Genomic DNA, 24,846 nt, shown 5'->3' with positions numbered 1-24,846 from the left:
CGGGCTTGTTGACCCGCCGGACAGCCGAGGACCGTAGTCGCCGCTGCGGTGACGGCACGGAAGGCGCTCGGGAGGAGGTCCACTTGGATCACACGGAACACCCCACCGGAGGAAGCTCTCCTTCCCCCGTGCTTCCGGTTCTACCTATCTTCGACCGGAACGACCTGGTGCAGCCGGACGAGGATGTTGATCAGCTCAGATGTATCTATATGTCCCAACAGTCACGCGGATATAACTCGTTTGGGTGATGTGTCGCTCATATTCTTGCACTCGTTTCACCCGAGTGGCTCAATGGCTATATCCGCCACAGGTGGATCGTTCATCTCTCCGTGGGGGCATCGGCGCGGCAGTACCGCGATTCCCTTCACACCTCGGCTCGGCAGCCCGGTCACGGGCGTACCGGGCGTAGTGATCCGATCACCCCTCTGCGTCTCTGCTTCCGCACGCGGCACCGGTCCGGATGCGGCGGCACAACTCATTCCTCAAAGGAGGACTCCATGGCCCCCTTCATCACGTCTATCAGCCCCACCCAGGGCACGGCCGGCACCTCGGTGACCATCACCGGTACCGGGTTCGGCGCCCTGGCCAGCACGCCGGTCGTCCACTTCGGCAGCACGACCGTGACCGGCACGGTCACGGTCGCCAACACCCAGGTCAGCGTCACCGCCCCCGGCGGCTGCGCCGGGCAGGTCAACGTCAGCGTGACCGTGGGCAGCTCCACCAGCAACAGCAGGGCGTTCTTCTACATCGCCGCCCCCGCCGTCGCGGCCCTCAGCGCCAACGTCGGCCCCGACACCTCCCCGCCGGCCAGCACCCTGTACGGCAGCGGATTAGCTGCCGCCACGGCAGTCACCTTCGGCGCCGCCGGTGCCGGCACCCTCGGCGCCGTCGTCAGCGACTCCCAGCGCTCCGCCACCCCGCCCTCCTTCGCCGTCACCGGCACCCCGGTCACCGTCGACGTCACGGTGACCAACCCGGGCGGGACCAGCACCATCACCGGAGCCGCCGACCAGTACACCTACTACGACCAGCCAACGGCCACGACCATCAGTCCCAGTACCGGGTCGCCGGGAGACACCGGCGTCCTCATCACCGGCACCGGCTTCTACGAGGTCAGTGCAGTGACTTTCACCGACCCCGCAGGCCCCACCGACTACCCCGCCAGCTTCGCCGCTACCAGCGACACCCAGCTGATCGTGACGGTCCCCTCCGGCGCCCCGACGGCAACGGCACTCGACGTGACCGTCACCAACCCCGGCGGCACCACCACCCCCGCACTGGTCTTCAACACCTGACCGCACCACATCACGCGTGTGTGCCATGGGCGACCAGGGCACACACGCCCCACCCCGAACCGGGCAGCGACGACTCACACGCAGCATGCTCACAGCGCCCGGACGACAGAGAAGCGAGAAAGGCCCTTCCATGGCACCGGTGATCAGCGCACTCAATCCCACCCAGGGCCCCGCCGCCGGTGGCAACCAGGTCACCATCTCCGGCAGTTCCTTCATCGGCGCCACCGCCGTCCGCTTCGGCACGAACCCCGCAGCTTTCGGGGTCGTCAGCAACTCCCAGATCACAGCCTTCCCGCCCCCGGGCTCCGGGGCCGTGACCGTGCGGGTGACCTCACCGAGCGGAACGAGCAACGGCGTCACGTACACCTACGTCCCCGCACCGGTCCTCACCAGCCTCGCGCCCGGCCAGGGGCCGACGAGCGGCGGGAACCAGGTGATACTCACCGGCACCGGATTCACCGGCGCCAGCACAGTCCAATTCGGCGCCGCCTCCGCCGTCTTCACCGTCAACAGCAGCACACAGATCACCGCCACCGCACCCGCCGGCTCGGGCTCCGTCGCCGTGACAGTGACGACACCCGGCGGCACCAGCAACAGCCTCACCTACACCTACGTCACGGCAGCGGCGCCCGTCGTCATCGACCTCGGCTCCCACTTCGGCCCCACCGCCGGCGGCAACAGCGTCACCATCCTCGGGGCCGGCCTGACCGGCGCCACCGCCGTCCACTTCGGTGCCCAGGCCGCAGGCTTCACCGTCGTGGGCGACAACCAGATCACGGCTACCGCGCCGGCCGGCACCGGCACCGTGGTGGTCACCGTCACCACACCCGGAGGCACCAGCAGCACCGGGATCGGCAACCCGTACTACACCTACGTGGCGCAGCCCGCCCTCACCAGCCTCGCCCCCGACACCGGCCCCGCCACCGGCGGCACCGGCGTCACCATCAACGGCACCGCCCTCACCTACACCGACAAGGTCTTCTTCGGCGCCACCCTCGCCACCTTCGCCGCCATCTCCGACACCATCGTCCTGGCCACCGCACCGCCCGGCGCCGGAAGCGTCCCCGTCACCGTCCACAGCCCCGGCGGCACCAGCAATCCCCTCACCTACACCTACCAATGACCAACCGGCCACCTTCTCCGGCAAGGGCCTGCCGACCCAGGCGCCTGCGGGATGGGCGAAGCGGGTTCGTCGGTCACCGCTGCGGGGCGGGCCGTGCGTGGGTCAGCTCGCGTGCGGGTACGCGACCATCGTGCGCGACGCCTCGTCCCAGAAGAGACCGAAGCCGGCGGTGTCGCCGAAGGGGAAGTCGATGGTGACGTCGTCGAACTCCTCGATCTTGCCGGTCCTCATGTCGAGTTGCACCGGATCCTCCGAGGAGATGAACCCCTCGGAGCCGATGGCGTTTCCGTACACCACGCCCTCGTCGGTGGCGAGCTGGAACTCGACCGCGTTGGTGCTGTCGGTGCGCTCGTAGCAGACGCCTGTGCCCTCTTCCAGGTCGAACACCCGGCCCCCGTGGGCGAGATACCGGCCGTTGGCCGACAGGTGGTGGTCGCCGGGGGTGGTGTCTCCCTCGCAGCGGACCGTGGCGAGCGTCTTGCCGGAGGAGCTGTCGACGGCGCTCCACACGATCGCCTCGGAGTTCCGCTCCTGGCCCCAGTCGACGACGAGGAGGTCGTCCGAGATGACCTGGACGCGGGACGGCTCCCCCGGGGCTACTCCCTTCGGCCGGAGGTCGGCGGCGGTCCAGGCGCCGGGGACCCAGAAACCGTTGTAGTCGATGTCGATGCTGGTGCCGATGAGCAGACCGTCGTCCGTGAGCCCCTTGACCTGCCAACTGCTATCACATTCGGGGCAGTCGGCCGGCGGCTCCTGGTCGGCGACGCCGTATTCGGTGGTGTCCCCGGTCGCCGGGTCGACGGCCACCACGGTGTCGTCGCCGCTCTGCACCAGCAGCCCGGCGCCGCCGTCGCGGACCTTGCCTTCGCCGTCCACCTCGACGTGGACCGGCCGTACGCCGTCACCGGACGCATCCGCCGGGAAGATGTCGATGGCGACGACCTCCTTGCCGCGGTTGATGGCATCGTCGTCCGTGGTGCCGGACGACCAGAGGGCCAGATACTCCTTACCGTCCACGGTCGCCCTGATGTACGGCAGACTCGTACTCTCCAGCGGGCTGACGGGGACGCTGCTCCACCGCTTCTCGCCCGTTGCGGCGTCCAGGACCGTGAAGCCGTACTCGTCGGGTCCCCCCTCGCCGGGCCGCTCCCAGTACACCGCCACCGCGCCGGTCCGCGGGAGCGGCAACTGCGTGCCCTCCTCCGTCGACTCCCAGCCGCGCCCCGTGTCGTACAGCGCCGGCACGTCGAGCTGGGTGCCGGGCGGCGTCGCCTCGGCGCTCGGCGACGGGCCGGTGCGCTTGCCCTCCTTCGCCCCGGGGTTCTCCTCGTCCTCTCCGGAGTCCGAGCAGCCCGCCAGTAACGCCACCACCACCGCCGCGAAGGCGATCCACCTCGTCGCACGCATCAGCGCCCCCGTCTCTTCCTCGACCGAACGCCTCACAATGGCACCGCGGCTGACGCGCCGCAAACCTCGTTCGCCCACCACCGGTTGACCGCCGCCCTCCGGCAGAATCGACCCGGACGAAGGGGGAGGACGGGCATGGGCAGGAGCCGCAACGGATACCAGGGCTCGTACCGGCCGCTGGACGGGCCGGAGGCCGGGGGCGGGGTGGTGGGGGCGCGGGACCAGGCGGTGTCCGCGTTCTTCCAGCAGGTCTCGGACATGGCGTTCAAGAGCGGTCCGCTCGGCATCGAGCTGACGCGCGTGGACGCCGTCAGCCAGACGTTCGCCTTCCGCAAGGTGCCCGAGCCGGATCCGCGGGTCCCGGTCGGCGAGGCCGGTGCCGTGCCCGCCGACGACCGCGAGCGGGCCGGGACGGAGTGGGCACCGCGGCCCGCCTCGCCGGCGTGGGCGCATCTGGCGTGGCTGCTCGCCGAGCTTCCGTTCGTCCATGCGTTCAGGGAGTACGGGCCCGAAGGCGGCCCCGCGCTCCGCGGAGTGGTGGTTCCCTCGCGCGAATGGGCGGACGTGCTCGTGGAACATCACTGCGAGCAGTGGCGGGTGCGGGTGGCGCTGCGGGGGCGCACCGAGCCGATCGAGTCTCCAGGGATGGTGATCGGTGAGCTGTTCGGCGAGGGCAGGCACCGGCGCCTGGCGGTGGCGGGCGAGCCGAACCTGGTGGCCTCCGGGATCTGACGGCTCCCTCCCGCGCCGTCAGGTACGGGCGCCCCGTGCCGCGACGCCCCGGAACCCGGGGCCTCAGCAGTCTGCGGGGGTCCCGCGATCTGACTTTCTCGTACATCTCCTTCACGTTCGGGTCCGGCTTCGGCTGGTGGCGGGCGGCGGGGCCCTCGGCGAAGGCGTGCAGGAGGTTCTCCGTGGTGCGGGTGACGAAGGTACGGGTGCGGGCGTCCATGCCGTGGACGCGGCCCGCGTGGGGCGTCCCGGCCGTCAGGGCCTCCACCCAGCGCATGGTGCCGGTCGCGAAGACGCCCGCGCCGCCCGGCACGGTGTAGTACGCCGAGTCGCTGCTGCTGCGGCGTCCGTTGCACACCAGCGGGGAGTGGGCGGTGATCTCGATGGACCCCGGGTGCGGCGCCTCCGGGGTCGCCTCCGTAGGTCCGGCCCGTCCGCCGCGACCTCCCCGGCGGCAGCGTCGCACGGCGGCCCGCGTTCCGCCCGGCGTGCCGAGTCCGTACTGAGGTGACGGGGACGACGGAGACGTCGGCAACGGCGGCGCCCCCGGGGGTTTACGGCTCCAGGTAGCGCAGGATGGCGAGGACCCTGCGGCTGTAGCCCTGCGTGTGGCCCAGGTCGAGCTTGTCGAAGATCGCGTTGACGTGCTTCTCCACCGCGCTCTGCGAGACGTGCAGGCGGGCGGCGATCGTCGCGTTGGTGTGGCCCTGGGCCATGCGGTCCAGGACCTCGCGTTCGCGCGGCGTCAGGCGGTCCAGGGGGTCCGTGCGGGTGCTGTGGGCCAGGAGGCGGCGTACGACCTCGGGGTCGAGGGCCGTGCCGCCCGCGGCCACGCGGTCGAGGGCGTCGAGGAACTCGTCGACCTGGACCACGCGGTCCTTCAGCAGGTAGCCGACGCCGCCCGTGCTGCCGGTGACCAACTCGGTGGCGTAGCGCCGCTCGACGTACTGCGACAGCACCAGCACCCCCGTCTCCGGCCACCGTTCGCGGATCTCCAGCGCCGCGCGCAGGCCGTCGTCGGAGTGGCCGGGCGGCATGCGGACGTCGACGACCGCGACGTCCGGCGGGTCGGCGGCGACGGCCACGACCAGGGCCGGGGCGTCGCCGACGGCGGCGGTGACCTCGTGGCCCTCGTCGGCGAGGAGGCGGGCGAGGCCCTCGCGGAGGAGTGTCGAGTCGTCGGCCAGCACTACGCGCACGGCAGCTCCGCGGTGACGGTGGTGGGCCCGCCGGGCGGGCTGGAGACGGCGAGCCGGCCGTCGAGGGCGGCGACGCGGCGGGCGAGGCCCAGCAGACCGCCGCCGCCGGGGTCCGCGCCGCCCGTGCCGTCGTCCTCGATGCTCACCTGCGCCATGGTCGCATCCCGTGTCAGCCGTACGGTCACGAGCGTGGCGGACGCGTGCTTGATCGCGTTCGTGACGGCCTCGGAGACGGTGAAGTACGCGACCGTGCGGACTGCTTCCGGCAGCGGGTCCGCGAGCGCGTAGTCGATCCGTACGGGCAGCTCCGAGCGCTCCGCCAGCGCCTCCAGCGCGGCGCGCAGGCCCGTGTCGTCCAGCGCCGCCGGATAGACGTGCCAGGCGACCTCGCGCAGGTCGGTGAGCGCCAGTTGGGACTGTTCGTGGGCCTGGCGGAGCAGGTCCCGCGCCTTGTCCGGGTCGGCGGCCCCGGTGCGCCGGGCGCGGCCCAGGAGCAGGCCGAGGACGACGAGGCGCTGCTGTACGCCGTCGTGGAGGTCGCGTTCGATGCGGCGGCGCTCGTCGTGGACGGCGGCCACGATCCCGGCGCGGGTGGCGGCGAGTTCGCCGATGCGGCGCTGGAGGAGGTCGGCGGAGCTGGGACCGAGGAAGCGGTGGGCGAGGTGGTTGTCGAGCGCGGCGACGCTTTCCACGCCCTGGACGGAGAGGAAGAGGAGGAACAGGCCGCCGAGGCCGGAGGCGAGCATGACGAAGGGGTTGGCGTCCCGCGCGACGAACCAGATCCACAACAGCGTCGATCCGTACAACGCGCCGATCAGCGCCGTCAGGAGCACCGCGCCGCCGAGCGCACCGACGCCCCAGCGCAGCGCGAGGTACTGCAGCGCGCGGGGGGTGGCGCGGGGCGGGGCGAGTTCGCTGCCGTAGAAGTACGTCATGCGCGCGCGCTCGGCCGTCGCCAGGCGGGCGGCGGCCGCGTACGGGAGGCGTGTCGCGCGCGGGGCGCCGCCGGCCGCGGCCTGCCACGGCCAGGCGGCGAGGAGCCACAGCCCGCAGAGGGCGGCCAGCGGCAGCTCGACGAGGGCGGTGAGGCCGCCGGTGAGAACTCCGGCCGCGGTACGCAGGCGGCGGAGCAGGATCGGACGCATGATGCGGTCACGCTAACGGCGGGCGGGGGAGGGGCGCACTGCGGCTTTCCGCACGAACGCCGGGGTGTGGTCCCGCACAGCCGGCGGGTGCGGTTTTCCGTACGGGCCTGGGTGGGACCCCGGATTCCGGTTGTCGGACCGGCCACGTAACGTCATCGCCGTGATCGGAATCGCTGCGGGAGAGGCGCCCAGCGGTGGCGTCGCCGGGTGGGCCGCCGGGCTCATGGAGGACCTCGGGGCGCCGGGGGCCGGGCTGGCCATCGCGCTGGAGAACCTCTTCCCGCCGTTGCCCAGCGAGGTCATCCTCCCGCTCGCCGGATTCACGGCCAGCCAGGGCGGGTTGAACCTGGCGGCGGTCCTCGTCTGGACCACCATCGGCTCCGTCGTCGGCGCCCTCGCGCTGTACTGGGTGGGCGCGCTCCTCGGCCGCGAGCGGACCGTCGCGCTGGCGGCGAAGCTGCCGCTGCTCAAGGTGCGCGACATCGAGCGTACGGAGGCGTGGTTCCTCCGGCACGGCACGAAGGCGGTCTTCTTCGGCCGCATGATCCCGATCTTCCGCAGCCTCATATCGGTGCCCGCGGGCGTCGAACGGATGCGGGTGCCGGTCTTCCTCGGCCTCACGGCCGCGGGCAGCGCGCTGTGGAACACGGTGTTCGTGCTCGCCGGCTACTGGCTGGGCTCGCGCTGGCACGAGATCAGCGACCTGGTCGGCGTGTACTCCAAGGTGGTCCTGGGCGCCGTCGCCCTCGCGGTGGTGCTGTTCTTCACCCTGCGGGCCGTGACCGCAGGACACGGCCGCCACCGGGCGCCACGCTAGGGCGCCTAGCCCGTACCGCTCCGGCGTCCGGCCCTACGACGGGTCGCCGCCCAGGTGCCGCTCGTACGCCGTCAGCGTCTCCACGAACGTCCGCCGCTCGGCCGCCGTGAGCGGCCCCAGCGCCAGCCGCCACGCCTCCGCGCTCCGTCCCAGCCAGCCGTCGATCGCCGGGCGCCACGCCGCCGTGATGCTGACCAGCTTCCGCCGTCGGTCCGCCGGGTCCTCGCGCCGCTCCAGGACGTTCTTGCGGCTCAGCTCGCCGACCATGAGGCTCACGGTCGTCGGGGCCACCTCCAGCCGCTCGGCAAGCTCGTTGACGCTCGACTCGCCGTCGAAGAGCAGGTAGGCGAGGAGCGAGAGGTGCCGCGGGGCGAGGGCGAGGGACTGCAGCTCCGCGGGGACCGGCAGCCGTTTCGCGCGCCCGACCATGCGCGGCATGAGCAGCAGCAGTGTACGGATGGCGTCGTCGACGTCCGGCCCTGCGGTTGACACCGCGGCTCTCCCTTCTTTAGCTTTATGCTCAAAGCTTCTTTGCTTTCAAAGCAAAATCTTCTACGGCGTGAGCGTGATGCTACCCGTGAGCGCGAGAGGCGGTCCCCGTGACGACCGAGCAGCAGCAGCCGCCCAGCCCGGCGGAGTTCAACCGGCTGGTCATCGAGGAGTTCAGGGCGAACGGCGGCCGCGTCGGCGGCATGTTCGAGGGCGCACCCCTCGTGCTGCTCACCACCACCGGCGCCCGCAGCGGCACCCGCCGCACCAACCCCGTCGTCTACCTCCGCGACGGCGCCCGCCTGCTCGTCTTCGGCTCCAACGGCGGCGCCGACCACCACCCTGCCTGGTACCACAACCTCCTCGCCCACCCCCGCGTCACCGTCGAGATCCGCGACGCCGACGCCCCCGGCGGCACGACGGCGTACGAGGCCGACGCGGTCCCGCTGCCCGCAGCGGAGCGCGACCGGATGTACGCGGTGCAGGCCGGACTCGACCCCGCCTTCGCCGCGTACGAGCGTGCCACCGCCCGCACCATCCCCGTCGTCGCCCTGCACCCCGCCCCCGACCCCGCCGCCGATCCCGACCCCAACCCCTTCGCAGACCCGGAGCGCCGCCTGGCCGCCGGGGAACAACTGCTCAAGGCGCACGAAGAGCTGCGCCGCGAGCTGGCGGGCGTGCTGGCAGCCGCCGAAGGCGCCTCCGCGGACACCGCCCGGGACCCTGCCCTCCGCGACCTCCGCCGCCACTGCCTCGCCTACTGCGGCTCCCTCGAAGAGCACCACGGCGCGGAAGACGGCGCACTCGGCGCCATGGAGCGGCAGTTCCCCCGCCTCGCCCCCGCCGTCGCCCGCATCCGCGAGGAGCACCGCGACGTCACCGCGATGCTGGAGCGCGTACGCGACCTGGCCGCCGCGGCGCCGCAAGCCGCTGCCGCTCCCGCCGCCGCCCCCGTCCGCGCCGAGCTGCACGCCCTCGCCGCCCGCCTCGACGCCCACTTCGCGTACGAGGAGCGCGAGCTGCTCCCCGCCCTCGGCCTCCCGGCACCGCCTACGCGCGCTGTCACCGCCGGCCCGTAACCTTGGCCTCGTGCAGGTACGCCACGACGCCCCCCTCGCCCCGCTGACCACCCTCCGCCTCGGCGGCCCCGCCGCCCGGCTCGTCACCGCGACGACGGACGCCGAGGTGGTCGAGGCCGTGCGCGCGGCCGACACCGCCGGGACGCCGCTGCTGGTCGTCGGCGGCGGCAGCAACCTCGTCGTCTCCGACGCCGGCTTCCCCGGCACCGCGCTGCGCATCGCCACCACCGGCTTCGACCTCGACGGCACCGCGCTCGAACTGGCCGCGGGGGAGAACTGGTCCGACGCCGTCGCCCGCACCGTCGACGCGGGGCTCGCCGGCGTCGAATGCCTCGCCGGCATCCCCGGCTCGGCCGGTGCGACGCCGATCCAGAACGTCGGGGCGTACGGCCAGGAGGTCGCGGAGACGATCACCGAGGTCGTCGCGTACGACCGCACCACCGGCGAGACCGTCACCGTCTCCGGCGCAGACTGCGGCTTCTCGTACCGGCACAGCCGCTTCAAGGCCGACCCCGACCGCTTCGTCGTGCTGCGCGTCCGCTTCCGGCTCGCCGACGAGGGCGGCCTCTCCGCGCCCATCCGGTACGGGGAGACGGCGCGCATGCTCGGCGTCGCGCCCGGCGAGCGGGTGCCGGCCGCCCAGGCGCGGGACGCGGTGCTGAAGCTGCGCGCGGGCAAGGGCATGGTGCTCGACCCGGAGGACCACGACACGTGGTCGGCGGGCTCCTTCTTCACCAACCCGATCCTCGACGAGCGGGCGCACGCCGCCTTCCTCGCCCGCGTCGCCGACCGCCTCGGCCCCGACGCGCGCCCGCCCGCGTTCCCGGCGGGGGAGGGGCGCACGAAGACGTCCGCGGCCTGGCTCATCGACCACGCCGGCTTCACCCGCGGCTACGGGACGGGCCCGGCCCGCATCTCCAGCAAGCACACCCTGGCCCTGACCAACCGCGGCTCGGCGACGACGGAAGACCTGCTCGCGCTCGCCCGCGAGGTGCGCGACGGCGTACGGGACGCCTTCGGCGTCACGCTGGTCAACGAGCCGGTGACGGTCGGCGTCAGCCTGTAGCGACGGCCGGCGTCTGCCCGCGGCCGGCGGCTCCGCGTCGGCCCGCGGCGGCCGTACGGGCCCTCACCCCCGCGCCGACCCGAGCCCCACCGTCCGCCCCCGCACCGCGGGGTCGTCCATCAGGTCGAGCACCGCCCGCGCCAGGTCCGCCCGCGCGAGCGTCCCCGTACCGGGCACGTTGCCGCCGACCCGGCGCCGGTAGCGCCCCTTGCCGCGCCGGTTCGTCAGCTTGCCCGGCCGCAGCACCGTCCAGTCGAGACCGCTGTGCGCCAGCTCCGACTCCATCGCGGCGGCCTCCGCGTACACGTCCTTGAAGAGCGTCCGCAGCACCGGCGACACCGCCCGCCCCAGCACCCCCTCGTCCGGCGGCAGCGGCCCGACCGGCGCCGTGCTGACGACCAGCAGCCGCCGTACGCCCGCCGCCCGCGCGGCACGTACCAGCGCGTGCGCGGCGGCGCCGAGGCGGCCCGTGGGCCGGCCGCCGCCCGGCAGCCCGGGGCAGAACAGCAGCGCGTCGCGGCCCCGGACGACGGGGCCGAGGGCCGCGGGGTTCGTCAGGTCCTCGACGGTCATCACCGTCAGCCGCCCGCGTCCGCCGCCCTGTCCGCCCCGGCCCGGGCCGTCCGCCGCGCCACGGCCCTTCCCGCCCGATGCCGCGCCGCCCCCGGGGTCCGCGCCCGCCACCGCGGCCAGGCTCCGCGCCTCCTTGCGCACCACTGCCGTCACCTCATGCCCGGCGGCGAGGGCCTGCCGGACGACCTCCCGGCCGGTCCCGCCGGACGCGCCCAAGACCGTGAGCTTCATGGTCCCTCCCGTAAGTGGGTGCTCACCCACCCCCTGTTAGGGTGAGTGAATGCCCACCTCGCCGTCAAGGCCGGCTCCGGAGCGCATCGTCGACGCCGCGGAGCGGCTCATCCGCACCGCCGGGTTCGTGCACGCGACCACCAAGGAGATCGCGCGCGAGGCGGGCTGCTCGGAGGCGCTGCTCTACAAGCACTTCGTCAACAAGGAGGACATCTTCCTCCGCGTCCTCATCGAGCGGCTGCCCCGCCTGACCACGCTCTTCACCGAGCTGACCGACGACGACCAGGACGCCGAGGACACCGAGGATGCCGACGGACCGGGCACCCGCGGCGTCGAGGAGCGCCTGACGGCCGTCGCCCGCAAGGCCGCGGACTTCTACGAGGAGATGCTGCCCATGGTGGGCGCGCTGCTCGCCGAGCCGGGGCTGCTCACGCGGTTCGCCGAAGGGCTCGCCGCGGTCGGGCGCAAGGGGCCGTACGAGGCGGGCGACGCGCTCACCGACTACCTGGTCCGGGAGCGCGAGCGCGGCCGGATACGCGCCGACGCGGACCCGCGGGCCGCGGCGGGGATGCTGATCGGCGCGTGCTTCCAGCGGGCGTTCTTCGTGGCCTTCGGCGGGCCCGCGGCGGTTCAGCCGGCGGACGACTTCGCCGCGGCTCTGTCCCGTACGCTCTGGGCCGCACTCGCCCCGCCGTCCGCGGCAGCCGCACCCCCGGCAGCCCCGCCCGCCGCCTGACGGCCGGCCTCCGGCTCTCCCGACAGCCAGTCGTCCACCCGCGCCAGCAGCCCCCGCCGCACGTCCTCAGGCGCCACCGAGGCCCGTACGGACTGCCGCGCCAGCTCCGCCAGCTCCTCGTCCGTGAACCCGTGGTGTGTACGCGCCAGCTCGTACTGCGCCGCCAGCCGCGAGCCGAAGAGCAGCGGGTCGTCCGCCCCCAGCGCCATCGGCACCCCCGCGTCCCACAGCGTCCGCAGCGGCACGTCCTGCGGCCGCTCGTACACCCCCAGGGCGACGTTCGACGACGGGCACACCTCGCACGTCACCCCCGCCGCCGCGAGCCGCGACAGCAGCCGCGGGTCCTCGGCGGCGCGGATGCCGTGCCCGATGCGGCGCGCGTCCAGGTCGTCCAGGCAGTCGCGGACGCTCGCCGGGCCCGCCAGCTCGCCGCCGTGCGGGGCGGCCAGCAGGCCGCCGTCGCGGGCGATGGCGAAGGCGCGGTCGAAGTCGCGGGCGAAGCCGCGGCGCTCGTCGTTGGAGAGCCCGAAGCCGACGACGCCGCGGTCCGCGTAGCGCACCGCGAGCCGGGCGAGGGTACGGGCGTCCAGCGGGTGCTTCATCCGGTTCGCGGCGACCAGCACGCGCATCCCGAGGCCGGTCTCCCTGGCCGTGGTCTCGACCGCGTCGAGGATGATCTCCAGCGCCGGGATCAGCCCGCCGAGGCGCGGCGCGTACGAGGTGGGATCGACCTGGATCTCCAGCCACCCCGAGCCGTCCGCGAGGTCTTCTTCCGCGGCCTCGCGCACCAGCCGCTGGATGTCCTCGGGCGTACGCAGACAGGAGCGGGCCAGGTCGTACAGACGCTGGAAGCGGAACCAGCCGCGCTCGTCGGTCGCGCGCAGCTTGGGCGGCTCGCCGCTGCTCAGCGCCTCGGGCAGGTGCACGCCGTACTTCCCGGCCAGCTCGATGAGCGTGGCGGAGCGCATGGAGCCGGTGAAGTGCAGGTGGAGATGTGCCTTCGGCAGGCGGCGTACGTCTCGTGCGGCGGCGCGGTGGTCGTGCTCCATGGAGAGATCTTGCCGCATCCGCGGAGGGCCGCGACACCGGCACCTACGAACGAGGGCTTGCCCGGACGGTTGTCCGGGCAGGCCCCGCCTGCTCACGTGCCCTGCTACTCCGCCTCCGCCAGCAGCTTCTGCATCCGCGAGACGCCCTCGACCAGGTCCTCGTCCCCCAGCGCGTACGACAGCCGCAGGTACCCCGGCGTCCCGAACGCCTCACCCGGGACCACCGCGACCTCGGCCTCCTCCAGGATCACCTCGGCCAGCTCCACCGAGTTCGCCGGCCGCCGGCCGCGGATCTCCTTGCCGAGCAGCCCCTTCACCGACGGGTACGCGTAGAACGCGCCCTCCGGCTCGGGGCACTCCACACCCTCGATCTCGTTCAGCATCCGCACGATCGTCCTGCGCCGCCGGTCGAACGCCTCGCGCATCTTCGCCACCGCGTCCAGGTCGCCGGAGACGGCCGCCAGCGCGGCGGCCTGGGCGACGTTGGAGACGTTGGACGTGGCGTGCGACTGCAGGTTCGCCGCGGCCTTGATCACGTCCTTCGGGCCGATGGCCCAGCCGACCCGCCAGCCGGTCATCGCGTACGTCTTGGCCACGCCGTTGACGACGACGCACTTGTCGCGCAGCTCCGGCACCACCACCGGCAGCGAGTGGAACTCGGCGGTCCCGTACACCAGGTGCTCGTAGATCTCGTCGGTCAGCACCCACAGCCCGTGCTCCGCGGCCCAGCGGCCGATCGCCTCGACCTGCTCGCGGGCGTAGACCGCGCCGGTCGGGTTGGACGGGGAGACGAAGAGCAGCACCTTCGTGCGCGGCGTGCGCGCGGCTTCGAGCTGCTCGACGGAGACCCGGTAGCCCGTGGTCTCGTCGGCCACCACGTCGACGGGCACGCCGCCGGCCAGCCGGATCGACTCGGGGTAGGTGGTCCAGTACGGGGTCGGGACGATGACCTCGTCGCCCGGGTCGAGCAGGGCGGCGAACGACTCGTAGATCGCCTGCTTCCCGCCGTTGGTGACGAGCACCTGGGCCGGCTCCACCTCGTACCCCGAGTCGCGCGCGGTCTTCGCGGCGATGGCGGCCTTCAGCTCGGGGAGCCCGCCTGCGGGCGTGTAGCGGTGGTACGTCGGGTTGGTGCACGCTGCGATCGCGGCCTCGACGATGTAGTCGGGCGTCGGGAAGTCGGGTTCGCCTGCGCCGAAGCCGATCACCGGCCGGCCGGCCGCCTTCAGGGCCTTGGCCTTGGCGTCCACGGCGAGCGTCGCGGACTCGGAGATGGCGCCGACGCGGGCCGACACCCGTCGTTCGGTCGGGGACTGGGACGCGGTGTTTGCAGCGGTCATGACGCCCATCGTTCCAGACGGGCGGGGGGCCGGGCACGTGGGTTGCACGGCTCGTACGCGGGGCGCGCGGCGTACTCGTTCGACGGCGGGGCGTGAAACCCGTACACTCAACCACCGTGCCAGCCCTGGTGCAGATCTTGCACGCGCTCGTGAAGCCCCTGCAGGAATGCGTTAGGTTGGGATGACACAAAGGGTCGTAGCTCAATTGGTAGAGCACTGGTCTCCAAAACCAGCGGTTGGGGGTTCAAGTCCCTCCGGCCCTGCTACGCGCATCCCCTTCAGGGGGTGCGTACGCAGTTCACAGCAGCCCCGCCGTGCTGCACCACCGGGCGCGGCAGGTCAACGAACCGGGATCCAGGTGAGGGACGAGTGACGGAAGCCTCCACCGCGACGCCTGACCGCCCCGAAGGCGACGCGCGACCCGCTCGCCGCGGCGGCAAGCGCGGCCGGAAGGGCCCGTTCGCCCGCCTGGCGCTCTTCTACCGCCAGATCGTCGCGGAGCTGCGCAAGGTCGTCTGGCCGACGCGGAACCAGCTCACGACGTACACGACCGTCGTGATCATCTTCGTGGTGGTCATGATCGGCATCGTGACGGTGATCGACTTCGGGTTCACCGAACTCATGCAGTACGTCTTCGGCTGACCGATTCGCGTACGCCGCCCCGTAAGGTACGTAAGGTAGGCGACTGCATGTGCACATCCCCTTTTGAGCCAGGAAGAAGCAGCTACCGTGTCTGACCCGAACCTGAACGACGCAGTCGCGACCGACGAGGTCGCCGGCGCTGCGCAGGCTGAGCCTGCCGAGCAGGTGGAGGCGGCCGAGACGGCGGCGGTGGCGGCCGGACGCGAAGACGCCGAGGAAGCCGAGGCCGCCACCGAGCAGGCCGAGGACGGCGCCGAGAGCGCGGCCGGCGAGGCGGACGAGGCCGAGGCCGGCGACGAGACGGCCGGCGACGAGACCGCCGCGGACGCGGACGAGAAGCCCGACGAGACCGACGAAGCCGCCGAGCCGGCCGAGGAGGCCGTCGACCCCGTCGAGGCGCTGCGCCAGGACCTGCGCGGCCTGCCCGGCGAGTGGTACGTGATCCACACCTACGCGGGCTACGAGAAGCGGGTCAAGGCCAACCTCGAGCAGCGAGCCGTCTCCCTGAACGTCGAGGACTTCATCTACCAGGCCGAGGTGCCCGAGGAAGAGGTCGTCCAGATCAAGAACGGCGAGCGCAGGAACGTCCGCCAGAACAAGCTCCCGGGCTACGTCCTGGTGCGGATGGACCTGACGAACGAGTCGTGGGGCGTCGTGCGCAACACCCCGGGCGTCACCGGCTTCGTCGGCAACGCCTACGACCCGTACCCGCTGACCCTCGACGAGATCGTCCGCATGCTCGCCCCGGAGGCCGAGGAGAAGGCCGCCCGCGAGGCCGCGGAGGCCGAGGGCAAGCCGGCGCCGTCCCGCAAGGTCGAGGTGCAGGTGCTCGACTTCGCCGTGGGCGACTCGGTCACCGTCACCGACGGCCCGTTCGCGACGCTCCAGGCGACGATCAACGAGATCAACGCCGACTCGAAGAAGGTCAAGGGCCTGGTGGAGATCTTCGGCCGGGAGACCCCGGTCGAGCTGAGCTTCGACCAGATCCAGAAGAACGACTGAGGGCACCCCGCCCGCCACGCTTCCGACCAGGTCAGACGGCTGCACAGCCGCTCTGACCTGCTCGGTTTCAGGACCCGTACCCGAGACGGCTATCGTGGTGCGGTATGCCTCCGTCCGGGCGATCGGCAAATCACCGGATCGAGGCGCAAAACCTCTCATTCAAGGACCCGGAGAGACATGCCTCCCAAGAAGAAGAAGGTCACGGGGCTGATCAAGCTCCAGATCCAGGCCGGTGCCGCGAACCCGGCCCCGCCGGTCGGCCCCGCGCTGGGCCAGCACGGCGTGAACATCATGGAGTTCTGCAAGGCGTACAACGCCGCGACCGAGTCGCAGCGCGGCTGGGTCATCCCGGTGGAGATCACGGTCTACGAGGACCGCTCGTTCACCTTCATCACCAAGACGCCGCCGGCCGCGAAGATGATCCTCAAGGCCGCGGGCGTCGAGAAGGGCTCCGGCGAGCCGCACAAGACCAAGGTCGCGAAGATCACCCGCGACCAGGTCCGCGAGATCGCCACCACCAAGATGGCCGACCTCAACGCCAACGACCTGGACGCCGCCGAGAAGATCATCGCCGGCACCGCCCGGTCCATGGGCGTCACGGTCGAGGGCTGAGCGCCCCGCGTCACCCGCAGCACCCTGTGGCAGGGCCGTGCGCCGGCCCGGACCACGACTCCGTACCGACACATCAGGAGCAGCAGTGAAGCGCAGCAAGGCACTCCGCAGCGGCGACGCCAAGGTCGACCGCACGCGGCAGTACGCACCCCTTGAGGCCGTCCGCCTCGCCAAGGAGACGTCCACGACGAAGTTCGACGGCACCGTCGAGGTCGCCATGCGGCTGGGCATCGACCCGCGCAAGGCCGACCAGATGGTCCGCGGCACCGTGAACCTCCCGCACGGCACCGGCAAGACCGCCCGGGTCCTGGTCTTCGCGACCGGTGACCGTGCAGCGGCCGCGGAGGCCGCGGGCGCCGACATCGTCGGCGCCGACGAGCTCATCGAGGAGGTGCAGAAGGGCCGCCTCGACTTCGACGCGGTCGTCGCCACCCCGGACCTCATGGGCAAGGTCGGCCGCCTCGGCCGGTTCCTCGGCCCGCGCGGTCTGATGCCGAACCCGAAGACCGGCACGGTCACGCCCGACGTGGCGAAGGCCGTCACCGAGATCAAGGGCGGCAAGATCGAGTTCCGCACCGACAAGCACTCCAACCTGCACTTCATCATCGGCAAGACCTCGTTCGACGAGCAGAAGCTGGTGGAGAACTACGGTGCGGCGCTGGAGGAGGTGCTGCGGCTCAAGCCGTCGGCCGCCAAGGGCCGTTACATCAAGAAGGCCACGATCACCACGACGATGGGCCCCGGCATCCCGGTGGACCCCGCGCGGGTGCGCAACCTGCTGTCGGAGGAGCCCGCGGTCTGACGGGCGCCGCCCGTTCGACAACCGCGCATCATCTGTCACGGCCCTGCAACGGGTCGGACCCGGAACGCCCATGGGGCACCGGGTCCGGCCCGTTTCTGGTGTTCACTGGCCCGTACGGGCAGAACACCTGCCCGTACGAGAACGATCACCACGAGGGGGCGGGGATTCCCATGCACACGACCGTGAAGCGCGCAAGTGTCTCTCTGGGGGCGGCGCTGCTGCTCGCATTCGCGGCGGCCTGCGGGTCCGACTCGGGCGGCGGTGACGGCGGTTCCGGCAACGGGGGCGGCGACGGCGGCGGCAACGGCGGCAGCGGGACCATACGGGGCGCCCAGGCGGCACTGAAGGCGATCGACGAGAAGACCTCGGGCGCGGAGTCGTCGAAGTTCGAGAGCACCATGGTCATGGGCGAGGCGATGACCACGGAGAACGAGGGCGAACTCGACTGGGCCGACGGCGCGATAGGCACCGCCACCGTCAAGTACACCGACGGCCAGATGGCCTCCTCGATCCAGATGATGGACGACGACGGCACGCTGGACGCCCGCTACCTGCCGGACGCCTACTACGCGGGCGTCGAGGGCGCGTTCCAGACCCAGTACCCGGACAAGAAGTGGATCCGCTACGACTACGACGACCTGTCGGAGTTCATGGGCCCGTCCGGGGACTACATGAAGGACCAGATGCAGAACAGCACCCCGGGGCAGGCCGTGAAGCTCCTGCTGGCCTCCGAGGACGTCGAGGAGGTCGGCGAGGAGGAGGTGCGCGGCGTCCAGACCACGCACTACTCCGGCACCGTGGACGTCTCCGACCTGGCGCGCGCGTCCTCCAAGACGCTGAGCGAGCAGCAGCTTTCCGACCTGGAGGACCAGCTTGAGGCATCCGGCGTCACCACGCAGACCGTCGACATCTGGGTGGACGAGAACGACCTCATGATCAAGCGCGAGGAGTCCGGGAAGATGACGGGCGGCGAGTTCAGCACCACCGTCTACTACTCGGACTACGGCGTCGACGTGAACGTCGAGGAGCCGTCCGCGGCGGAGAGCATCGACTTCACCGAGATCCAGTAACAGACGGGCGGTTTCCCGTATCCGATAGCGTGTTCCCCTCCATGTCCCGGGACACGCGTACCCGGAGGGAAAGGATCACCATGCGCTCGACCTTCGTACGGGGCGGAGCCGCGCTCGGCGCGGCCGCCCTCGCCCTGACCGCCTTCACCGCCTGCGGCGACGACGACGGAGACGGCAAGGCGGGCGGCAGGAAGGGCGGGAACGCCGCCCAGCCGGTCGACGTCACGCCCGCAGCCGCCGTCCGCAAGGCCACGGAGAAGGCGGAGGACTTCACCTCCCTCGAATACCGGATGGCGGGCGAGGTGCCCGGTGAGGGCGCGATGGAGGGCACCGGGGCCATCAGCATGGACCCGCCGGCCATGCAGATGAAGATGACGGTGGACGGGGCGACCGCCGACGAGAGCGGCGAGGTGGAGATACGTCTCGTCGACGACGCGATGTACATGAATGCCGGCCCCGAGGCCGCCGCCGAGCTGGACGGCAAGACCTGGCTGAAGATCGGCATGTCGGACGGCGGGTCGGGCGGCGGCGAGAACCCGCTGCTGGAGCTGAAGCAGGCGGACGACAACCCCGCCGAGGAAGCCCAGATGATGAACGCGGCCGAGGACCTGGAGAGGGTCGGCGAGGAGAAGATCGAGGGGGTCCGGACCACCCGCTACACCGGCACGATCACCCTCGACGACCTCCGCGCGGACCTCAAGGGCAAGGACGCGAAGACCAGGAAGGACCGCCAGGAGCAGATCGACGAGATGGCGGAGCAGGGCTTCGACGAGTTCACCATGGACATGTGGATCGACGGCCAGGACCACACCAAGCAGTTCCGCATGCAGGCCGAGACGAAGGAGGGCCCGCTGGACACCACCATGACCTTCCTGAGCTACAACGAGCCCGTCACGGTGGAGGCCCCGCCGGCCGCCGAGACCGCGGACATGGACGCCATGATGAAGGAAGCGGACGCGGGGAGCGGCGCGTAGCGCAGGAGACCACGTCGCGTACGGACCGGCCGTCCCGGGGGGCGATTTGCCCGCGGGACGGCCGCTGCCGTACGATTCCCGCTTGTAGCCAAAGACCGCTGGCCGCCGCCGTACGCCCGCAGGGGAGTGCGGTGGCCGAAGGCTCCGCGTACGCCGCGGACGGCCCGCGCAGGTGAACGAGGAAGACCTCCCGCCGGGCCCCGGGCCCGTGCGGTCGAGTCACGCCCCGAGCGCCTGCGCCGGGGCGTTTGCCGTGTGCGAGGGCCTCGTGCATCCGGAGGGCGGTCCCATCACCCGGAAGGAGGCTGAGGCTCATGGCGACGCCGGACAAGGTCGAGGCCGTCAAGGAGATCGCGGACAAGCTCCGCGGCTCCAACGCGGCCGTCGTAACCGCGTACACCGGACTGAGCGTGGCGCAGCTTAAGGATCTGCGCCGTTCTCTCGGCGAGAACGCGCAGTACCGAGTGGTGAAGAACACGCTGACCAAGATCGCGGCGAAGGAGGCCGGGCTCGACCAGCTCGACGAGCACCTCCAGGGCTCGACCGCTGTCGCCTTCGTGACCGGTGACCCGGTCGAGGCGGCCAAGGGGCTGCGTAACTTCGCCAAGGACAACCCCGCTCTCGTCATCAAGGGCGGTGTACTCGACGGCAAGGCTCTCACCGCCGACGAGATCAACAAGCTCGCGGACCTCGAGTCCCGTGAGGTGCTGCTCGCCAAGCTGGCCGGCGGCATGAAGGCGTCCATGGCGAAGGCCGCGGCGACCTTCCAGGCCCCGCTCACGAAGTTCGTCCGCACCGCGGACGCGCTGCGCGACAAGGTCGAGCAGGGCGGTGCCGGTACGCCGGCTCCCGCCGACGCCGCGGAGTAGCGGAAGCGCTCCTCGTGGCTCAGCGGGCACCGCGAACGCCCGCCGTACCGATGCATCAGCACAACCGGCACCAGCCGACTTAGTGGAAGGACCGCCACCATGGCGAAGCTCAGCCAGGAAGACCTGCTCGCGCAGTTCGAGGAGATGACCCTCCTCGAGCTCTCCGACTTCGTCAAGAAGTTCGAGGAGAAGTTCGACGTCGAGGCCGCCGCGCCGGCCGCCGTCGTCGCCGCCCCGGGCGGTGGCGCCGCCGCCGCCGAGGCCGCCCCGGAGCAGGACGAGTTCGACGTCGTCCTGCTCGGCGCCGGCGAGAAGAAGATCCAGGTCATCAAGGTCGTGCGCGAGCTGACCTCGCTCGGCCTGAAGGAGGCCAAGGAGCTGGTCGACGGCACGCCGAAGCCGGTTCTGGAGAAGGTCAACAAGGAGGCCGCGGACAAGGCCAAGGAGTCCCTCGAGGGCGCCGGCGCCTCCGTCGAGGTCAAGTGAGCCTCGTCCCGGCCGGTCGGGGCGCTGTGAGCCGGGACCGCCGGGGCTGACGGCCCCGTTGCCGCAATCGAGGGCGATCACCCAACCGGGTGGTCGCCCTCGCTGCGTTGCCGGGGCCCCGGCCGGAGCGCTTGCCCCGCGGGCACCGGCGGGTATGGTGATCTTCACCGGCCGGGGCGGCCGACATGATCTCCCTGGGGCAGGGGGGCCTTGACGAACGGCCAGCGGCGCGCGATTCTCAGGTCGTCACATCTCAGGTCGTCACATCGGTCCGTACTCCGAGGCATGGATCGGCGACTGAGTGGGAATGGCTTCAAGCGCGAAGGCATCCGGTATTCGGCATAACTTCAGGGGAGGCCCCACGCGAGGCGGGTGCTCCTCAGGCAGGGAGAGATCGAAGATTTGCTGGTCTCCAGCCTCCGCTGGACATCAGTGTGGCGAGTCGCTACACTGACCCTTTGCGCTGCCTGTTAACTGCCCCTGCCCGTCACCAGGGGTCTGTCCAGAGCTCGTACGATCTTGAGAGACACGCTTTGACCTGGGCGTTCTCCTCCCCGTGTGGGTTTTGGGACCGGTACGCGCGTAGTGAGTCCGAGCCCTCGGAAGGACCCCTCTTGGCCGCCTCGCGCACCGCCTCGACCGCTAGTACGAACAACGGCGCCAGCACCGCCCCGCTGCGCATCTCTTTCGCGAAGATCAAGGAACCCCTCGAGGTTCCGAACCTTCTTGCGCTCCAGACCGAGAGCTTCGACTGGCTCCTCGGCAACGACGCCTGGAAGGCTCGTGTCGAGGAGGCCCTGGATCATGGACAGGACGTCCCCACCAAGTCCGGCCTCGAGGAGATCTTCGAGGAGATCTCCCCGATCGAGGACTTCTCCGGGTCGATGTCGCTGACCTTCCGCGACCACCGCTTCGAGCCCCCGAAGAACTCCATCGACGAGTGCAAGGAGCGCGACTTCACCTACGCCGCGCCGCTCTTCGTCACCGCCGAGTTCACCAACAACGAGACCGGGGAGATCAAGTCCCAGACGGTCTTCATGGGCGACTTCCCGCTCATGACGGACAAGGGCACCTTCGTGATCAACGGCACCGAGCGTGTCGTGGTCTCGCAGCTCGTCCGGTCCCCGGGCGTCTACTTCGACTCCTCCATCGACAAGACCTCCGACAAGGACATCTTCTCCGTCAAGGTCATCCCCTCCCGGGGCGCCTGGCTGGAGATGGAGATCGACAAGCGCGACATGGTCGGTGTCCGCATCGACCGCAAGCGCAAGCAGTCGATCACCGTGCTGCTCAAGGCCCTCGGCTGGACGAACGAGCAGATCCTCGAGGAGTTCGGCGAGTACGAGTCCATGCGCGCCACCCTGGAGAAGGACCACACCCAGGGCCAGGACGACGCGCTGCTCGACATCTACCGCAAGCTGCGTCCGGGCGAGCCGCCGACCAAGGAGGCCGCGCAGACGCTGCTGGAGAACCTGTACTTCAACCCCAAGCGCTACGACCTCGCCAAGGTCGGCCGCTACAAGATCAACAAGAAGCTGGGCGCCGCCGCGCCGCTCGACGCCGGCACGCTGACGGTCGAGGACATCATCGCCTCGATCAAGTACCTGGTGAAGCTGCACGCCGGTGAGGTCGAGACCGTCGGGGACAACGGCCAGTCCGTGGTCGTCGAGACCGACGACATCGACCACTTCGGCAACCGCCGCATCCGCAACGTCGGCGAGCTGATCCAGAACCAGGTGCGTACGGGCCTCGCCCGTATGGAGCGCGTCGTGCGCGAGCGCATGACGACCCAGGACGTCGAGGCGATCACGCCGCAGACCCTGATCAACATTCGGCCGGTCGTCGCCTCCATCAAGGAGTTCTTCGGCACCAGCCAGCTCTCGCAGTTCATGGACCAGACGAACCCGCTGTCCGGGCTCACCCACAAGCGCCGGCTCAACGCGCTGGGCCCCGGCGGTCTCTCCCGTGAGCGGGCCGGCTTCGAGGTCCGTGACGTGCACCCGTCGCACTACGGCCGCATGTGTCCGATCGAGACGCCGGAAGGCCCGAACATCGGCCTCATCGGCTCGCTCGCCTCGTACGGCCGGGTCAACGCCTTCGGCTTCATCGAGACCCCGTACCGCAAGGTCGTCGGCGGCGTCGTCACCGACGACGTGGACTACCTGACGGCCGACGAGGAGGACCGCTTCGTCATCGCGCAGGCCAACGCGCCGCTCACGAACGACCTGCACTTCGCCGAGAACCGGGTCCTGGTCCGCCGCCGCGGCGGTGAGGTCGACTACATCCCCGGCGACGACGTCGACTACATGGACGTCTCGCCGCGCCAGATGGTGTCGGTCGCGACCGCGATGATCCCCTTCCTGGAGCACGACGACGCCAACCGCGCGCTCATGGGCTCCAACATGATGCGCCAGGCCGTGCCGCTGATCCGGGCCGAGGCCCCGCTCGTCGGCACCGGCATGGAGTACCGCTGCGCGGTCGACGCCGGCGACGTCATCAAGGCCGACAAGGACGGCGTGGTCCAGGAGGTCTCCGCGGACTACGTCACCGTCGCCAACGACGACGGCACGTACACCACGTACCGCGTCAACAAGTTCCACCGCTCCAACCAGGGCACCTCCTTCAACCAGAAGGTGCTCGTGGACGAGGGCTCCCGCGTCATCGAGGGCCAGGTGCTCGCCGACGGCCCCTCGACCGACGAGGGCGAGATGGCGCTCGGCAAGAACCTCCTGGTGGCGTTCATGCCGTGGGAGGGCCACAACTACGAGGACGCCATCATCCTCAGCCAGCGCCTCGTGCAGGACGACGTCCTGTCCTCGATCCACATCGAGGAGCACGAGGTCGACGCCCGCGACACCAAGCTGGGCCCCGAGGAGATCACCCGGGACATCCCGAACGTCTCCGAGGAGGTCCTGGCCGACCTCGACGAGCGCGGCATCATCCGCATCGGCGCCGAGGTCGTCGCCGGCGACATCCTGGTCGGCAAGGTCACGCCCAAGGGCGAGACGGAGCTGACCCCGGAGGAGCGGCTGCTGCGCGCGATCTTCGGCGAGAAGGCCCGCGAGGTCCGTGACACGTCCCTGAAGGTCCCGCACGGCGAGACCGGCCGCGTCATCGGCGTCCGCGTCTTCGACCGCGAGGAGGGCGACGAACTGCCGCCCGGCGTGAACCAGCTCGTCCGGGTCTACGTCGCCCAGAAGCGCAAGATCACCGACGGCGACAAGCTCGCCGGCCGGCACGGCAACAAGGGCGTCATCGCCAAGATCCTGCCGATCGAGGACATGCCGTTCATGGAGGACGGCCACCCGGTCGACATCATCCTCAACCCGCTCGGCGTGCCCTCCCGGATGAACCCGGGTCAGGTGCTGGAGATCCACCTGGGCTGGCTCGCCGCCCAGGGCTGGGACGTCTCCGGCATCAAGGAGGAGTGGGCCGAGCGCCTGCAGGGCATCGGCGCCGACCAGGTCGCATCCGGTACGAACGTGGCGACGCCGGTCTTCGACGGCGCCCGTGAGGACGAGCTGGCCGGCCTCATCCAGAACACGCTGCCCAACCGCGACGGCGACCGCATGGTGCAGCCGTCCGGCAAGGCGCAGCTCTTCGACGGCCGCTCCGGCGAGCCGTTCCCGGAGCCGATCTCCGTCGGCTACATGTACATCCTCAAGCTGCACCACCTCGTGGACGACAAGCTCCACGCCCGGTCCACCGGCCCGTACTCGATGATCACCCAGCAGCCGCTGGGCGGTAAGGCGCAGTTCGGCGGCCAGCGGTTCGGCGAGATGGAGGTGTGGGCCCTGGAGGCGTACGGCGCCGCCTACGCACTGCAGGAACTGCTCACCATCAAGTCGGACGACGTGACCGGCCGCGTGAAGGTCTACGAGGCCATCGTCAAGGGCGAGAACATCCCCGAGCCGGGCATCCCCGAGTCCTTCAAGGTGCTCATCAAGGAGATGCAGTCCCTGTGCCTGAACGTGGAGGTGCTCTCCTCCGACGGCATGTCCATCGAGATGCGCGACACGGACGAGGACGTCTTCCGTGCCGCCGAAGAGCTTGGCATCGACCTGTCCCGGCGCGAGCCGAGCAGCGTCGAAGAGGTCTGACGGGTCCG

Annotated in this window: 24 protein-coding genes, 1 tRNA gene and 1 pseudogene; 18 read left to right on the top strand and 8 right to left on the bottom strand. The window is 71.1% G+C overall.

Going from position 1 to position 24,846, the window contains the following annotated elements:
- Positions 1-497 precede the first annotated feature (497 nt).
- Together FB457_RS03395 and FB457_RS03390 are read left to right on the top strand one after the other, a co-directional pair.
- On the top strand, positions 498-1,295 hold the full coding sequence (locus FB457_RS03395; protein ID WP_047017533.1) for an IPT/TIG domain-containing protein: 798 nt from the start codon (positions 498-500) through the stop codon (positions 1,293-1,295).
- A 130-nt stretch (positions 1,296-1,425) separates the two neighbouring features.
- The gene (locus FB457_RS03390; protein ID WP_145780729.1) at positions 1,426-2,418 is read left to right on the top strand and encodes an IPT/TIG domain-containing protein; all 993 of its coding nucleotides are present in this window, start codon (positions 1,426-1,428) and stop codon (positions 2,416-2,418) included.
- Positions 2,419-2,520: 102 nt separating this feature from the next.
- On the opposite strand, the gene FB457_RS03385 is transcribed toward FB457_RS03390, so the two are convergent.
- On the bottom strand, positions 2,521-3,825 hold the full coding sequence (locus tag FB457_RS03385; RefSeq protein WP_047017535.1) for a hypothetical protein: 1,305 nt from the start codon (positions 3,823-3,825) through the stop codon (positions 2,521-2,523).
- Between the two features lie 135 nt (positions 3,826-3,960).
- Here FB457_RS03385 and FB457_RS35085 point away from each other — a divergent pair, with 135 nt between their 5' ends.
- Together FB457_RS35085 and FB457_RS35080 are read left to right on the top strand one after the other, a co-directional pair.
- Positions 3,961-4,557, top strand: a complete 597-nt coding sequence (locus tag FB457_RS35085) for a hypothetical protein (protein ID WP_186461915.1) — start codon at positions 3,961-3,963, stop codon at positions 4,555-4,557.
- Positions 4,558-4,739: 182 nt separating this feature from the next.
- Positions 4,740-4,877, top strand: a complete 138-nt coding sequence (locus tag FB457_RS35080) for a hypothetical protein (protein WP_173534875.1) — start codon at positions 4,740-4,742, stop codon at positions 4,875-4,877.
- Here the strand turns inward: FB457_RS35080 and FB457_RS35840 are convergent.
- From FB457_RS35840 to FB457_RS03370, 3 genes and pseudogenes are all read right to left on the bottom strand, one after another.
- Positions 4,871-4,915: pseudogene (locus FB457_RS35840) on the bottom strand (hypothetical protein); the annotation flags it as partial. The gene FB457_RS35080 and the pseudogene FB457_RS35840 sit on opposite strands and share 7 nt — an antisense overlap.
- Positions 4,916-5,111: 196 nt before the next feature.
- A complete protein-coding gene (locus FB457_RS03375) occupies positions 5,112-5,747 on the bottom strand; it encodes a response regulator (RefSeq protein ID WP_216725754.1) in 636 nt (211 codons plus the stop codon).
- Positions 5,747-6,901, bottom strand: a complete 1,155-nt coding sequence (locus tag FB457_RS03370) for a sensor histidine kinase (RefSeq protein ID WP_047017537.1) — start codon at positions 6,899-6,901, stop codon at positions 5,747-5,749. The genes FB457_RS03375 and FB457_RS03370 overlap by 1 nt, the downstream gene beginning before the upstream one ends.
- 223 nt (positions 6,902-7,124) lie before the next feature.
- Between FB457_RS03370 and FB457_RS03365 the strand changes: the two genes are divergently transcribed.
- Complete coding sequence (locus tag FB457_RS03365) at positions 7,125-7,718, top strand: DedA family protein (protein WP_047017538.1); 594 nt, start codon at positions 7,125-7,127, stop codon at positions 7,716-7,718.
- 33 nt (positions 7,719-7,751) lie between these two features.
- Here the strand turns inward: FB457_RS03365 and FB457_RS03360 are convergent, their stop codons facing one another.
- Positions 7,752-8,210, bottom strand: a complete 459-nt coding sequence (locus tag FB457_RS03360; RefSeq protein ID WP_047017539.1) for a MarR family winged helix-turn-helix transcriptional regulator — start codon at positions 8,208-8,210, stop codon at positions 7,752-7,754.
- Positions 8,211-8,317: 107 nt separating this feature from the next.
- On the opposite strand from FB457_RS03360, the gene FB457_RS03355 reads away from it, so the two are divergent.
- Positions 8,318-9,286: a nitroreductase/quinone reductase family protein gene (locus tag FB457_RS03355; protein ID WP_145780727.1), complete on the top strand. Its 969-nt coding sequence runs from the start codon at positions 8,318-8,320 to the stop codon at positions 9,284-9,286.
- A gap of 10 nt (positions 9,287-9,296) precedes the next feature.
- Entirely contained in the window at positions 9,297-10,352 is a 1,056-nt protein-coding gene (locus tag FB457_RS03350; RefSeq protein ID WP_047017541.1) for a UDP-N-acetylmuramate dehydrogenase, read from the top strand.
- A gap of 63 nt (positions 10,353-10,415) precedes the next feature.
- On the opposite strand, the gene FB457_RS03345 is transcribed toward FB457_RS03350, so the two are convergent.
- Positions 10,416-11,156 (bottom strand): NAD(P)-dependent oxidoreductase, encoded by a 741-nt coding sequence (locus tag FB457_RS03345; RefSeq protein WP_047017542.1) that lies wholly within the window; start codon positions 11,154-11,156, stop codon positions 10,416-10,418.
- 49 nt (positions 11,157-11,205) lie between these two features.
- On the opposite strand from FB457_RS03345, the gene FB457_RS03340 reads away from it, so the two are divergent.
- Entirely contained in the window at positions 11,206-11,892 is a 687-nt protein-coding gene (locus FB457_RS03340; protein ID WP_145780725.1) for a TetR family transcriptional regulator, read from the top strand.
- Here FB457_RS03340 and FB457_RS03335 read toward each other — a convergent pair.
- Together FB457_RS03335 and FB457_RS03330 are read right to left on the bottom strand one after the other, a co-directional pair.
- Positions 11,787-12,941, bottom strand: a complete 1,155-nt coding sequence (locus FB457_RS03335; RefSeq protein WP_145780723.1) for an adenosine deaminase — start codon at positions 12,939-12,941, stop codon at positions 11,787-11,789. The genes FB457_RS03340 and FB457_RS03335 overlap by 106 nt on opposite strands.
- A gap of 104 nt (positions 12,942-13,045) precedes the next feature.
- The gene (locus FB457_RS03330) at positions 13,046-14,281 is read right to left on the bottom strand and encodes a pyridoxal phosphate-dependent aminotransferase (protein ID WP_047020283.1); all 1,236 of its coding nucleotides are present in this window, start codon (positions 14,279-14,281) and stop codon (positions 13,046-13,048) included.
- A gap of 190 nt (positions 14,282-14,471) precedes the next feature.
- Here FB457_RS03330 and FB457_RS03325 point away from each other — a divergent pair.
- The 10 genes from FB457_RS03325 (at position 14,472) to rpoB (ending at position 24,838) form a co-directional block, all read left to right on the top strand.
- A tRNA-Trp gene (locus tag FB457_RS03325) sits at positions 14,472-14,544 on the top strand.
- A 106-nt stretch (positions 14,545-14,650) separates the two neighbouring features.
- Complete coding sequence (gene secE, locus FB457_RS03320) at positions 14,651-14,923, top strand: preprotein translocase subunit SecE (RefSeq protein WP_027771083.1); 273 nt, start codon at positions 14,651-14,653, stop codon at positions 14,921-14,923.
- 87 nt (positions 14,924-15,010) lie between these two features.
- Complete coding sequence (nusG, locus tag FB457_RS03315) at positions 15,011-15,925, top strand: transcription termination/antitermination protein NusG (protein ID WP_145780721.1); 915 nt, start codon at positions 15,011-15,013, stop codon at positions 15,923-15,925.
- A gap of 177 nt (positions 15,926-16,102) precedes the next feature.
- Complete coding sequence (gene rplK, locus FB457_RS03310; protein WP_018834878.1) at positions 16,103-16,537, top strand: 50S ribosomal protein L11; 435 nt, start codon at positions 16,103-16,105, stop codon at positions 16,535-16,537.
- An 85-nt stretch (positions 16,538-16,622) separates the two neighbouring features.
- Complete coding sequence (gene rplA, locus FB457_RS03305) at positions 16,623-17,339, top strand: 50S ribosomal protein L1 (RefSeq protein WP_047017546.1); 717 nt, start codon at positions 16,623-16,625, stop codon at positions 17,337-17,339.
- Positions 17,340-17,509: 170 nt separating this feature from the next.
- Positions 17,510-18,409, top strand: a complete 900-nt coding sequence (locus FB457_RS03300; protein WP_047020284.1) for an SCO4651 family lipoprotein — start codon at positions 17,510-17,512, stop codon at positions 18,407-18,409.
- Positions 18,410-18,489: 80 nt separating this feature from the next.
- Positions 18,490-19,383: a LolA-like protein gene (locus tag FB457_RS03295; protein ID WP_486588910.1), complete on the top strand. Its 894-nt coding sequence runs from the start codon at positions 18,490-18,492 to the stop codon at positions 19,381-19,383.
- A 314-nt stretch (positions 19,384-19,697) separates the two neighbouring features.
- On the top strand, positions 19,698-20,252 hold the full coding sequence (gene rplJ / locus FB457_RS03290) for a 50S ribosomal protein L10 (protein WP_047017547.1): 555 nt from the start codon (positions 19,698-19,700) through the stop codon (positions 20,250-20,252).
- A 99-nt stretch (positions 20,253-20,351) separates the two neighbouring features.
- Complete coding sequence (gene rplL / locus FB457_RS03280; RefSeq protein WP_047017548.1) at positions 20,352-20,738, top strand: 50S ribosomal protein L7/L12; 387 nt, start codon at positions 20,352-20,354, stop codon at positions 20,736-20,738.
- Positions 20,739-21,352: 614 nt separating this feature from the next.
- The gene (rpoB, locus tag FB457_RS03270) at positions 21,353-24,838 is read left to right on the top strand and encodes a DNA-directed RNA polymerase subunit beta (RefSeq protein WP_047017549.1); all 3,486 of its coding nucleotides are present in this window, start codon (positions 21,353-21,355) and stop codon (positions 24,836-24,838) included.
- Positions 24,839-24,846 lie beyond the last annotated feature (8 nt).

It is taken from the genome of Streptomyces sp. CNZ287 (genome assembly GCF_007827615.1).
Note: the sequence above shows the minus strand (reverse complement) of the source record. Positions and strands in the feature narration are given on the sequence as shown.